The following is a 12930-nucleotide window of genomic DNA, read 5'->3' as shown; positions in this document are numbered from 1 at the left end:
AATGTGTTCACTGAAAGGGGCATGATCTCCGGCGATCGAGCAGGCATACTGTCGCCTATGTTGCTCAATGCGCGTCGAACGGCGCGCGCCTGCCCCCCCATGTCCATTCCAGTATCCTTTCGAACCTTGCGATGGTTGACCGTCGCGGCTGCCGTATGCTTGCTCGCCGCGTGTTCGACCGCTTCCGACGTGACCGCGACGTCGAACCCGAACGTCTATACCGTGACGACGCGCACGGTCGGCGTGTCGACGACGTGGGCCGATGCCCATACGAAGGCCGTCGACGAAGCCACCAACTATTGCACGCAGCGCGGCATGCGCGCGAGCATGAAGCAGGAATCGCTGACCAGCGGCAGCCGTGTCGGCGCGCGCTCCGAACTTGCGTTCGAGTGCCATCCGACCTTCGAGACGGCGTCGAACCCGCGCGGTTGAGCGACCGGCGGCGTTGACGCCGCGTCCGTGCCGCACGTTTTCCTTCCCCCGCATGCAAAACGATCCGCGATGCCGTTCAGGCACATCGCGGGTCGACGCACGTCCGGTGCGGGCGGCGGCGGTTACGCCGGCTGCGCCTCGTACAGCTTCACGCACGCGGAGAAGTCGAGCGTGCCGAGCCCCTGCTGGCTCATCGACTGATAGAGCTGCTGCGCGAGCGCGCCCATCCACACCGGCTGGTGGGCGCTGCGTGCCGCTTCGGTCGCGAGCCCGAGATCCTTCAGCATCAGGTTCGCCGCGAACCCGCCCGCGTAGCCGCGCGCGGCCGGCGCGGTGTCGCTCACGCCCGGATACGGGTTGTACGCGTCCGAGCTCCAGCAGCGGCCGGTCGACGTATTGATGATGCCGGCCAGCACGGCCGGATCGATCCCGAGCGCCGCGCCGAGCGCCATCGCTTCCGATACGCCCATCATCGAGATCCCGAGCAGCAGGTTGTTGCAGATCTTCGCGATCTGCCCGGTGCCCGTGCCGCCGCACTGCACGACGTTCCTGCCCATGTCGAGCAGCACGGGGCGGATGCGCTCGAACAGCGCGGCGTCCGCGCCGACCATGAAGGTCAGCGTGCCGGCCAGCGCGCCGCCCGTGCCGCCCGACACGGGCGCGTCGGCGAGCGGGAAGCTGCGCTGCGCGGCGGCCTCGGCCACCGCGCGCACGGTGCCCGGATCGATCGTGCTGCAGTCGATCAGCGCAGCGTCGGCGCGTGCGCCGGCCAGCACGCCGTCGTCGCCGAGGTAGACCGCACGCACGTGCTGCGCGGCCGGCAGCATCGTGATCACGATGGCGCCGCGCGCGGCCGCTTCGCGCGGCGAGCCGGCGGCCGTCGCGCCGGCGCGCACCGCGACGTCGACCGCGTGCGCGTCGAGGTCGAACACCGTCAGCGCGTGGCCGGCTTTCAGCAGGTTGGCGGCCATCGGGCCGCCCATGTTGCCGAGTCCGATGAATGCAATTTCCATGTGCAGGCTCCCGGGGTCAGCGCAGCGCGATCGTCGTGTTCACGCCGCCGGCCGTCGCGTCGTCGTCGAACCAGCGCGCGGTGACCGTCTTCGTCTGCGTATAGAACTGCACGACCTGCTTGCCGTACGGGCCGAGATCGCCGAGCTTCGAGCCACGCGAGCCGGTGAAGCTGAAGTAGGGCACCGGCACCGGGATCGGGATGTTGATGCCGACCTGGCCGATGTCGATCTCGTTCTGGAACTTGCGTGCGGCCGCGCCGCTCTGCGTGAACAGGCCCACGCCGTTGCCCATCGGGTTGCGGTTGACGAGCGCGATCGCTTCATCGAGCGTGTCGGCTTCGAGCACGACCACCACCGGCCCGAAGATTTCTTCCGTGTAGATCGACATGTCGGTCGTCACGCCCGAGAAGATCGTCGGGCCGACGAAGTTGCCCTGCTCGTAGCCGGGCACCTTCACGTTGCGGCCGTCGAGTTCGAGTTTCGCGCCGGCCTTCACGCCTTCGTCGATCAGCGACAGGATGCGTTCCTTCGCGGCCTTCGACACGACCGGGCCGACGTCCGTGCCGGCTTCCGCGCCCGCATTGACCTTCAGCGCCTTCGCCTTTTCGACGAGCTCCGGCAGCCAGTCGCGTGCCTTGCCGACCAGCACGACGACCGACGTCGCCATGCAGCGCTGGCCGGCCGCGCCGAAGCCCGCGCCGACGAGCGCGTTGATCGACTGCTCGCGGTGCGCATCGGGCAGCACGACCGCGTGGTTCTTCGCGCCCATCATCGACTGCACGCGCTTGCCGTGCTGGCTGCCGAGGTTGTACACGTGCGTGCCGACCCGCGTCGAGCCGACGAACGAGATCGCCTTGATGTCCGGATGCGTGCAGAGGCGGTCGACCACCGTCTTGCCGCCGTGCACGACGTTCAGCACGCCTTGCGGCACGCCGGCCTCGATCGCGAGTTCGACGAGCTGCATCGTCGACAGCGGGTCCTGCTCCGACGGCTTCAGCACGAACGTGTTGCCGCACACGATCGCCATCGGGAACATCCACAGCGGGATCATGCCGGGGAAGTTGAACGGCGTGATGCCCGCGCACACGCCGATCGGCTGGCGCAGCGTGTAGGTGTCGACGCCGCCCGCGACGTTCTCCGCGAATTCGCCCTGCTGCAGCGTGCCGATCGAGCACGCGTGCTCGACCACTTCGAGGCCGCGGAAGATGTCGCCCTGCGCGTCGGGCAGCGTCTTGCCTTGCTCGGCCGTCAGCGTGTGCGCGATCCGTTCGAGATTGCGGCGCACGAGATCCTGGAACTTCAGCATGATGCGCAGCCGCGCGCCGATCGGCGTCGTCTTCCAGGTCTGGAACGCGCGCTGCGCGGACGCGATCGCGGCATCGACCTCCTCGAGCGTCGCAAACGGCACGCGGCCGATCACTTCCTGCGTCGCCGGGTTGACGATGTCGCCCCATTCGGCGCTTTGCGATTCGACGAATGCGCCGTCGATCAGCAGCTTGGCGGTGGGCAGGGCGAGGGTGGTCTGGGGAACTGCGGCGTTCATGGATGTCTCCGTAAAGCGGTGTGACGATGAAAAGGGTGTCTGCTTGCGCCGCGCGTGGAGGCGCGGCGGGCAGCAGGCTGAACTGAAATCGATCGAATGCCGGCCGGCGTGCTCACGCGCGTGCCGGTCGCATCAACGCGGTACACATGAGCGCGAACACGCCGAAGCCGACGAGGTACGCGATCACGTAATGCGGCTGGCCGCCGCCGGCCTTGAGCAGCGACGTCGCGATCATCGGCGCGAAGCCGCCGCCGATCACGCCGGCGAGCTGCACCGACAGCGAGATGCCGCTGTAGCGGATTTCCGCGGGGAACTGCTGCGCGAACAGCAGCGATTCCGGCGCATAGAGGATCGGGAACACGACGCCGAGGCCGAGCACGATCGCCCACCACGCGTACGACACCTGCTGCGTGCCGAGCATCATGAAGAACGGCGCGGCGAATGCGCACATCAGCACGAGGCCGATCGCGAACATCCGGCGCTGGCCGATGCGGTCGCTCAGGTGGCCGCACAGCGGCATCGTGACGAGCGACAGCGCCGCGCCGGCCGTGATCGCGTGCAGCATCTCGGCCTTCGGCAGCTGCAGTTGCTGCGTCGCGTAGGCGAGCGCGAACGTGACGACCATGTAGAACCAGGTGTTCTCGGCGGCGCGCGCGCCGACGATCGTCAGCACCTCGCGCGGATGGCGGCGCAGCGCGGCCGTCACCGGCGACTTCTCGGCCTTGCCCTGGCGCTGCATCTTCTCGAAGTCGGGCGACTCGGGCACCTTCGCGCGGATGAACCAGCCGAGGCCGACGAGCGCGATGCTCGCGAGGAACGGCACGCGCCAGCCCCACGACAGCATGTCGGCTTCCGGCAGCGCGGCCACCGCGGCCATCGCGACCGACGACAGGATCAGGCCGAGCCCGACGCCCGTCTGCGGCAGGCTGCCGAACAGCCCCTTGCGGCCCTTCGGCGCGTGTTCGACGGCCATCAGCACCGCGCCGCCCCATTCGCCGCCGACGGCCATCCCCTGCAGGAAGCGCATCGCGATCAGCAGCGCGGCGGCCCAGTAGCCGATGCGGTCGTACGACGGGATCAGCCCGATGATCATGCTCGGCACGCCCATCAGCAGCAGCGTGATCATCAGCATCGACTTGCGGCCGATGCGGTCGCCGAAGTGGCCGAACACGATGCCGCCCATCGGCCGGCCGATGAAGCCGACCGCGAACGTGCCGAACGCGGCCAGCGTGCCGACGACCGGGTCCAGCGACGGGAAGAAGATGCGGTTGAAGACGAGGGCGGCGGCGGTGCCGTAGAGGAAGAAGTCGTACCACTCGATCGTGGTGCCGGCCATGCTGGCCCAGCCGGCCAGCAGGTAGTGCTTCGCGGTGCGCGCGGGCGCCGGCGCTGCGACTGTCGCATGCTCATCGAGGGTGGATCGGGTCTGCATGGTGTCTCCGTGGTGGTGCCGCGGCTCGTGGTCCGCAGGTCACGGTCGAGTATAGTTATGCGCAGATTCATCATGTACCGATAAAGAAACCGGTTGGATGTGCATTTATGCATATCGACGGCCGGCCCGGAGACTCCAGCCCCTTTTTTTCCCGCCGATGCGACACGCCACCGAGCCGGTTTCCGGCAACCTGAACTGGGACGACCTGCGCTTTTTCCTCGAAGTCGCGCGCACGCAGCGCGCAAGCGGCGCCGCGAAGCGGCTGGGCGTCGACTACACGACCGTCGCGCGGCGCATCCGCGCGCTCGAGGCCGCGATGGGCACGCTGCTGTTCGACAAGTCGCGCTCCGGCGGCTTCACGCTAACGGCCGAAGGGCAGCGGCTCGTCGCGTATGCGGACGCGATGGAGACGACCGTGCAGTCCGCGTGCGACCAGGTCGCGAACACGGGCGAGGCGCTGTCGGGCCATGTGCGGATCGGGTCGACGGAAGGGTTCGGCTGCTTTTTTCTCGCGCCGCAGCTCGCGCAGTTTCGCGCCGAGCATCCGCACGTGACGGTCGACCTGCTGCCGGTGCCGCATTTCGTCAACCTGCCCAAGCGCGAGGCCGACCTCGCGATCACGCTCGAGCGGCCCGAGCGCGGGCCTTACGTGGTCACCAAGCTGTGCGACTACCAGTTGCGGCTCTATGCGACGCGCGACTATCTCGCGAACCATGATCCGATCACCTGCACGGACGATCTCGCGCGGCACGCGTTCATCAGCTACGTCGACGATCTCGCGTTCAGCAACGAATTGCTGTACCTGGACCGCGCGGTGCCGGGCGCGACGGCCGGGCTGCGCACGACGAGCGTGATCGCGCAGTATTTCGCGGCGCTGCAGGGCGGCGGCCTGGCGATCCTGCCGTGTTTCATGGCGGCCACGCAGCCGGCGCTGGTGCCGGTGCTGCCGGACGACGTGGTCGTCACGCGGTGCTTCTGGCTGACCTGCCGCGAGGATCTGCGCAAGCTGCGGCGCGTGACCGCGCTGTGGGATTACCTGCGGGCGGCGGCGGACGCGAATCGCGCGCTGCTGTCGGGGGAGTCGGGGAAGCTGAGGTTTGTTGGAGGACTAAACCAACAGATTTCTGTTCGCTGATACATGTAGAGAAGCGATCGTAGGTCTCACGGATATCTAACCGTCAGCCGCGCGTTAAAGAACGTAGAACTCCGATAGCCGTGATGGATTATTCGACATAGGCATATGAATTATTGACAATGCGCTTCAGAGTGTTGCACAGTGTTCGTAGGGATTTTATGAAAATTACAGAATATGGACTTACTTAACGGGGCGAGCGTGAAGGTACGAACAGAGATCGCTGTAGATGAAAAGACTTCCACTACAGAACAAGGACGGCTTCTCGAAGACTTAGGGCGAGAGGTTTTGGAGACGCAGAACCACAGTGTCATCCAAGAAATTCGTTTAACGGGCGCTGAAGTTGATTTGTTGGCTACGCACAAAAACACTGGTGAAAAGGTGTTTGTTGAATGTAAAGCGTATCGGGACAAAACAATTAGCGCCGAAGTGCTTGCTAAATTGCTCGGTAATGTCGATATCCAGGATGTGCAGGCCGGATGGTTGATGACAACTTCCGAGCTCGGGAAGGATGCTAAAGGCATCATTGAGAAGAGGCAATCGCGCCCTCCAGAGGAGCGACGACGTCTTCAGGTGTACACATCTGAACAAATGGCTCAATTGCTTATACAAAGTGGGCGTTGCGTTGATCCTCGAGCGATTAATCTTCCTCAGGAGTATCGGTACTCGGAAGAAGTAACGCTCCTCATTTCAAATGTCGGTAGATTTTGGGCCATTCCGATCGTCCATGCTTCTGCCGGAATTCCGCAGAAAGTTGCCTATTTCCATGCTGAAGATGGGGCTTTGGTGACTGATGGGAAGGTTCTTGATTCGCTTGCGAAGGTAAATTCAACTTTCGAGAGTTTGGAGGTTATTCGAGAACTTACTTCGAAGCGTCTGTCTAAACTCGTTTCAAGCGTTGATGTTATTAAGGATGAGTTTGATAATATAGTTCCGGTCCCGATGGCCGTTGATTGGTCGGACTACAGGCCTGCGCGCCCTGTTGATTTTGTTGGGCGGGAGATGGCACAAAATGATGCGATGAATTTCTTTGATTCCGTTCGTCGAGGAACGGCGTCAAGCCGATTGATTGCTATAAAGTCTCCGTCGGGTTGGGGGAAGAGCTCATTTTTAAATAAGTTGCGTGAAAGGTGTCGTGATAAAAACAAAGGGAGTAGGTTTTATCTTTATCCCGTTGATTGTCGTACTGCGGTATCGGGTCGCTACGCTGAATTGGCGTTAAAAAAATGTTTTGATAGCGCCATCGAGGATGGTTTTTTTGAGTTTGATGAGCCGGTGACTTTTGGTAGTTCTTCTGGTGTTTTTTCTGAGGCGTCAATTCGGCGTGCACTGGAGGTTCTTAAGTCCGAGCAAAAAATAATTATATTGTTTTTTGATCAGTTCGAGGAGGTTACGACTAAAGTTGAGCTCGAGGATTTGTTTGGAAGTGTGCAAAGTCTAAGCTATGCCGTTGATGCGCTGGCGGAGAATGTTGTTCTTGGCTTCTCATGGAAGACCGATGGGACTGTCCCGCAAGATCATCCGGCATACCATACGTGGCATAATTTGGCAGATCGACGGTACGAAATTGAGCTCTCTCCATTCAGTGCGGCCGAGGTTACGAACGCGTTGAATAAATTTTCAAAACAACTGAAAAATCCTATTAATGCGCAGTTGAAAAGGATGCTCTCGGATCATTGTCAGGGCTATCCGTGGCTATTGAAAAAACTGTGCATCCATGTGTTTCAGGTGCTGGTAAAGGGAAATGCGGCTCAGTCCGATATTTTGAATAAAGCTCTAAATGTCGAGGAGCTTTTTAAAAAGGATTTGTCGGGGCTTAATGCAAATGAGCATGCCTGTTTGAGAAGAATTGCTCTCGAGTCACCTGCTGAGTTTTTTCAGATAGAGAATACATTTGATGGCGATACTGTAAAGCGGCTGATCGACAAGCGGTTAATTATAAGAAATGCAACAAAATTAATACTTTATTGGGATATTTTTCGTGATTATGTTTTGACGGAGCGGGTTCCTTTTATTCCAATTAGGTATATTCCGAGAACGCATGTTTCGTCATACAAGCAGGCGCTGCAGGCTCTTCTTGAGAAGAGGAGAATTACTCAATCAACTCTTGAGCGACGACTGAAGATTGGTGCAGGGACGGCTGATAACGTCGCACGCGATTTGGTGATGATTGGAAATGCTGAACGTCTCAGGAAGGAGGGGAAAATTGAGTTGCTTCAAGATGGCGAGGCTGCTGTATGTGGGGCTATTCATCGATTTCTTCTTAATCATGAAGTACTGAGGCGGCTCGTTGTGGTACATGGTCCGGGATTTAAGGTGAGCGAGTCTCAGATTGCGGAAATAATGAAGGACGTATTTCTGGGGTCTGATTTTGCGGAAAAAACATGGCTTACATACACGAAATTATTTGTAAGATGGCTCGAGGCTTTTAAGCTTATAAGTACTAGTGTTGATAATGTTGAGCACACGCCTGATATTCCAATCCCAAAGCGTCTTGCGGAGGTTGTTTCTCAGCCTCGAAGAAGTCGTTCTCGTATTTTTATTGGTGAGGCGCCACCTCAGAGAGTGCTTGATTTTATTTCTCGTTTGCAAAAAGGAGAAACTCCGTCTGCTACCGATCGTAATTCCTTGTATGTTCTGCGTGCTTTGAATTTAATACCGGCGGCGAATGTTCTTTCATTTATTGAGAATCCGCCGCGCCATGGTGTGGAAAAGTGGCTTGCATCGAAGGTCGCTGTTCAACCAACGATTACGGCGGTTTGGCGTGCTCTTGATGAGCGGCCGGAAACGTCGCCTGTTCATCTCGGCGAGTTCGTCGCGGTATTGCGAGGGAGCAAACTATCAGATGCGTCGAAACTGCGTTATGGCACTTCGCTTCAGGTTTGGCTTCGTTGGGCTCAGCAGATTTTGGGCTAAATCTCGGTGTCTTTTCATTTGTGAGCAATAGGGACGTGTCGGTGGCTCTTCAAGTCGATACGTGCCCTTTTGCTGCTGCTGGATCTGCATCTATATACCTTCGTCACGGATCAGCGTAACCAAGGGATGCGCTTCACCGCTCTAGTGTTTGATCAGATCGTTTGGTAGTCAGTTCGCGCCAGCCGTAGTTCGAAGGTACTCGTGATACGACCATGCATCGAAGCATTTCCGTGGCTGAAGATGGTCCGTACTGAATGCCGACGACATCACGCAATGTTGTTGGCTGACCTGTCGCGAGGACTAGGGCAAGCTGCGATGGGAGACTGCACTATGGATTTACTATGTGCGGCTGCTGCGCGGAACTACTGACGGCGGGTGTCCGCGTCGCTAAGATTCGCTGGGACATAGGGCCTATCATGCCATCATGGCCGCACCGACAGCCGCCAGGAGACGGTCGTGGAAATTCATTCGCAGTGGACGTTCGATTGCCGGCCCGAGCATGTCTGGCCGCATTTTCTCCATGCCCGGATGGACGACACGCGGCCGTTGCTGTTCCGCCTCGGCGTGCCGAAGCCGGTCAGTTGCCGCGTGCTCGAAGGCGTGCCGGCCGTCGGCAACACGCGGCAGTGCACGACCGATCGCGGCACCATCGACCAGCGGATTCTCGTGCTCGACGAGCCTCGCCGGCTGCGTTACCGGATGGTCGCGTCGACGGTGTGGTGCCGCGACTGGGTCGGCCTGCTCGAGGACGAATTCACGCTGACGCCGATCGAGGGCGGCAGGACCCGCGTCGAACGGCGCACCGTGTTCAGCGCACGCGGCCTCTTCAAGCCGGTTCGGCAGATCGGGTTGTGGTTCGCGTTGCAGCAGGCGCACCGGTATGCGGCCCGCAACTGGCGGCGCCTCGCGATGGCGGCGCAGGGGCAGGCGGCCGAGATGGCGCCGGCGCGCTAGGCCTTGGGCGCCGGCGCTCGACGAGCCGCTGGCCACCCCGCGATCGCGCACCGGCACCCGGTTTTCAACCCGGGCACTCGAGCCGGTCCGCGAGTTCGTTCAGATCCCTGACGTCGAAGTCCCACGCATCATCGGCTTTCAGGTCGGTCGTCTGGCCGGGCCCGTGCTCGGTCGGCCGCAGCACGAACGCGGTCGACAGCCCCTGCCGGCGCGCGGCCGCGAGATCGCCGTTGTGCGCGGCGACCAGGCACAGCTCGGCCGGTTCGACGCCGAGAATCTCGACCGTATCGCTGTAGACCTGCGGCGACGGCTTGTACGCGCGAACCACCTCCGCACCGAGAATCGCATCCCACGGCAGCCCCGCGCGTTTCGCGACGTCGACCATCAACCGGATGTTGCCGTTCGACAGCGGCGCGATGATGAAGCGTCGCTTCAGCCGTTGCAGCGCCGCGACGGCGTCGGGCCACGGGTCGAGGCTGTGCCACGCGAGGTTGAGCGCGTCGATGTCGGCGTCGGGCACGTCGTCGATCCCGTAGCGGTCGAGCGTGCGGACCAGGTTCTCGCGGTGCAGGACGTCGAGCCGCACGTAGCGGCGGCGTCCGCTGCGGATTTCTTCCATCGACGGCGAATATTCGGCCCGCCATGCATCGGCGAATTCGAGCGGGTCGAGCGCGGGGGCATAGCGGTCGAGGAACGCGGCGGCGCCGCGTGCGACGCCGCTTCTCCAGTCGACGATCGTTCCGAAGACATCGAAAACGAGCGCCTTGATTTCGGCAGGGTTCGTCATGGTGATCCAGTGAGGGTCGATCGATGAGGTGGCGAATCGCCGTGCCGCCTGACTGCGCGACGCCGGTTCGATCGTCATTGAATCACGGATACGGAAAGGCGGTTTGGCCGGCCGTGCGGGCAGCCAGGCGACGCGGAACGGATGAGGCCGGCAGCGCGCGGATGCGCGCCGCCGGCCTGAAACGTCCGCGGCCGCGCAGCCCGGTCAGCTCTTGTCGTACGAGAACTGGATGCCTGCCGTGCCGCCGGTTTCGATGAACAGGTCGATGAAGGCCGGCACGGTGGCGCTGCGCGCCCAGTCGCGCTGCAACTCGCAGAACAGCTGCGCGACGCTGATCATCCGGCCGCCGGCCTGCTCGATGCGGCGCAGCGCCGCGTCGTGCGCGGCAACCGACGTGCCGCCCACCGCGTCGACGACCACATACACCTCGTAGCCGGCCTTCAGCGCGTCGAGCGCCGGGAACGTCAGGCACGCTTCGGTCCACAGCGCGGTCATGATCAGCTTCTTGCGGCCGGTCGCCTCGACGGCCTGGCGGAACTCGACGTCTTCCCACGAATTGATGCTCGTGCGGTCGTACGTCGGATGGCCTTCCAGCGCCGCGCGCAGTTGCGGGATCGGCGGCTTGTTCAGGCCGGTCTTCACGTTGACGGTCGAGTGGACGATCGGCAGGCCGTACGCGACGGCCGCCTTCGACGCGCCGACGATGTTGTTGATCAGCAGCTGGCGATCCATCGACGCGATGGAATTCACCTGGACCGGCTGGTAATCGATGACGATGAACGCCGCATTCTGCGGGGTGAGCAGGTGGTCGTTCGCGGGGTCGCGAATCGGTTCGCTTGCCATGGTTGCCTCCAGAGACAGTGCAGGAAGTGAAGGGGAGTGCCGACGGGCCGGGGCGGCAGTGGGGCCGGACGGAAACCGTCCGGGCCACTGCGACGACCGCGATACACGTCGAATCAAGATGCTATTCGTGCAACAAACGGCGTTCCAGTCCCTTAAAATGCCGTCAGTGTTCTATGAATGGAACAATCATGGATGACCTGAACGACCTCTACTACTTCGTGAAGGTGGTCGAACACGGCGGGTTCACGCAGGCGGGGCGCGCGCTGGACGTGCCGAAATCGACGCTGAGCCGGCGCATCGCGGCGCTGGAGGCGCAATACGACGTGCGGCTGCTGCAGCGCACGACGCGCCGGTTCACGGTGACGGAAACCGGGCGCGAATTCTACGAGCGGTGCCTCGCCGTGCTGGTCGAAGCCGAGGCGGCGCGCGAGGTGATCGAGCGCCGGCACGCGGAGCCGCGAGGCATCGTCCGCGTGAGCTGCCCGACCGCGCTGCTCGAATACCGGGTGAGCGAACTGATCGCACGCTTCATGGCGATTCATCCGCAGGTGCAGGTCCATCTCGAGGCGACGAATCGGCGCGTCGACCTGTTGAGCGAAGGAATCGACCTCGCGTTGCGCGTGCGCTTTCCGCCGCTGGAGGACAGCGATCTCGTGATGCGCATCCTCGGCGACAGCCCGCAGCGGCTGGTGGCTGCGCCGCACTGGCTGGGCGGGCGCGCCGCGCCGTTGGATCCCGCCGAACTCGCTGGCGTGCCGAGCCTCGACTGGGGGCCGGCGCGGCATCACGTGTGGCAACTGGTCGGGCCGAACGGCGAGCAGGTGCCATTGCGCCATCACCCGCGCTTCATTACCGACGATCTGCATGCGCTGCGCGATGCGGCGATTCACGGCGTCGGCATCGTGCAACTGCCGTGCATGGTCGTCGAGGACGACCTGCGCAACGGCACGCTGGTCGACGTGCTGCCCGGATGGGCGCCGAAGGGCGGCGTGATCCATGCGGTGTTTCCGTCGCGGCGCGGGCTGCTGCCGCGCGTGCGTCTGTTGATCGACTTCCTGGCCGAACACATCCGCAGGGATTGACGCGCGGCGGCCGCGTTCGGTGTGTTGCCGCCGGGCGCGCCGAGGCGGCCGGTGCATCCCGTCGCGCTTTTATCGCATCGAGGCCGTCGCCCCGGTTGGGGCGTGCGATCGAACCGCCCGGCATCGACGCGCGCGAATCGCCCGTCGTGCGTCTTTGGCTCGCGAGATTCCCGTGTGGCGATTCCCGAATCCGGCGTGCAACCTTGCCCGGCCGCCCCGGCTCGGGTTACTCCGGACGCAATTTTCCGACAACCCGCAATAAGCAGATATCGCTGCACCGGACCGCTCTCTACCATTCGTCGAACGGCTGAGCGCCGCGACGATTCGGCGCGGCACGCCTGCCGACGAAACGGAGCGTCGCCATGGAGGAGAGGAATCCGCGACCGCGGCGTCGACTCGTCGCGTTGATCGCGACCGTGTCGGCGCTGGTGTTCGCCTACGGTGTGGCACGACATCTGTCGCACGCGTCGACACGCCCCCCGGATCAACAGTTTTTTTCCGTCGACGTCGATCGGGACAGGGCGCCGTGGGCGCGATCGGTGATCGCGATTCGCGAGGGCGTGCCGGCGCATATCCGCGTGCATGCGCGAGAGGCGGGTGTGCTGATGGCGCATGAAATCCCGGGTGCGCTCGCGGCATGCACGTCCGGAACCGATCAGTCGATGGATCTTCTCCCGGTCGGGATCACCGGGCGCTTTTCGCTGCACTTTCACAGCCGGACCGGCGAGCAGATCGAGGTGGCCGTCATCGAGATCTATCCGGATAACTAACGATAAAGACGGAACGGAACGAAATT

Annotated in this window: 11 protein-coding genes; 6 read left to right on the top strand and 5 right to left on the bottom strand. The window is 62.5% G+C overall.

Features of this window, described 5'->3' with window-relative positions; genetic code table 11:
* Nucleotides 1-99 precede the first annotated feature (99 nt).
* Nucleotides 100-432: a hypothetical protein gene (locus CFB45_RS24985; RefSeq protein ID WP_089427857.1), complete on the top strand. Its 333-nt coding sequence runs from the start codon at nt 100-102 to the stop codon at nt 430-432.
* A 122-nt stretch (nt 433-554) separates the two neighbouring features.
* Here CFB45_RS24985 and mmsB read toward each other — a convergent pair whose 3' ends face one another.
* The 3 genes from mmsB to CFB45_RS24970 form a co-directional block, all read right to left on the bottom strand.
* Nucleotides 555-1445 (bottom strand): 3-hydroxyisobutyrate dehydrogenase, encoded by an 891-nt coding sequence (gene mmsB / locus CFB45_RS24980; protein ID WP_089427856.1) that lies wholly within the window; start codon nt 1443-1445, stop codon nt 555-557.
* A 16-nt stretch (nt 1446-1461) separates the two neighbouring features.
* Nucleotides 1462-2988, bottom strand: a complete 1527-nt coding sequence (locus tag CFB45_RS24975) for a CoA-acylating methylmalonate-semialdehyde dehydrogenase (protein WP_089427855.1) — start codon at nt 2986-2988, stop codon at nt 1462-1464.
* Nucleotides 2989-3100: 112 nt separating this feature from the next.
* A complete protein-coding gene (locus CFB45_RS24970) occupies nt 3101-4420 on the bottom strand; it encodes an MFS transporter (RefSeq protein WP_089427854.1) in 1320 nt (439 codons plus the stop codon).
* Nucleotides 4421-4577: 157 nt separating this feature from the next.
* Between CFB45_RS24970 and CFB45_RS24965 the strand changes: the two genes are divergently transcribed.
* The 3 genes from CFB45_RS24965 (at nt 4578) to CFB45_RS24955 (ending at nt 9422) form a co-directional block, all read left to right on the top strand.
* The gene (locus CFB45_RS24965) at nt 4578-5555 is read left to right on the top strand and encodes a LysR family transcriptional regulator (RefSeq protein WP_089427853.1); all 978 of its coding nucleotides are present in this window, start codon (nt 4578-4580) and stop codon (nt 5553-5555) included.
* A 174-nt stretch (nt 5556-5729) separates the two neighbouring features.
* On the top strand, nt 5730-8468 hold the full coding sequence (locus CFB45_RS24960) for a restriction endonuclease (RefSeq protein WP_089427852.1): 2739 nt from the start codon (nt 5730-5732) through the stop codon (nt 8466-8468).
* A gap of 456 nt (nt 8469-8924) precedes the next feature.
* Nucleotides 8925-9422 (top strand): SRPBCC family protein, encoded by a 498-nt coding sequence (locus tag CFB45_RS24955; RefSeq protein WP_089427851.1) that lies wholly within the window; start codon nt 8925-8927, stop codon nt 9420-9422.
* A gap of 64 nt (nt 9423-9486) precedes the next feature.
* Here CFB45_RS24955 and CFB45_RS24950 read toward each other — a convergent pair whose 3' ends face one another.
* Together CFB45_RS24950 and CFB45_RS24945 are read right to left on the bottom strand one after the other, a co-directional pair.
* A complete protein-coding gene (locus tag CFB45_RS24950) occupies nt 9487-10209 on the bottom strand; it encodes a haloacid dehalogenase type II (protein ID WP_069251231.1) in 723 nt (240 codons plus the stop codon).
* A 204-nt stretch (nt 10210-10413) separates the two neighbouring features.
* Nucleotides 10414-11052, bottom strand: coding sequence for a hydrolase (locus tag CFB45_RS24945; RefSeq protein WP_089427850.1), 639 nt, complete (start codon nt 11050-11052; stop codon nt 10414-10416).
* A 188-nt stretch (nt 11053-11240) separates the two neighbouring features.
* Here CFB45_RS24945 and CFB45_RS24940 point away from each other — a divergent pair, with 188 nt between their 5' ends.
* Together CFB45_RS24940 and CFB45_RS24935 are read left to right on the top strand one after the other, a co-directional pair.
* Entirely contained in the window at nt 11241-12134 is an 894-nt protein-coding gene (locus CFB45_RS24940) for a LysR substrate-binding domain-containing protein (protein WP_089427849.1), read from the top strand.
* Between the two features lie 362 nt (nt 12135-12496).
* Entirely contained in the window at nt 12497-12904 is a 408-nt protein-coding gene (locus tag CFB45_RS24935) for a hypothetical protein (protein WP_089427848.1), read from the top strand.
* Nucleotides 12905-12930: the final 26 nt, after the last annotated feature.

Source organism: Burkholderia sp. HI2500, from assembly GCF_002223055.1.
In the GTDB taxonomy this organism is placed as follows: domain Bacteria; phylum Pseudomonadota; class Gammaproteobacteria; order Burkholderiales; family Burkholderiaceae; genus Burkholderia.
Note: the sequence above shows the minus strand (reverse complement) of the source record. Positions and strands in the feature narration are given on the sequence as shown.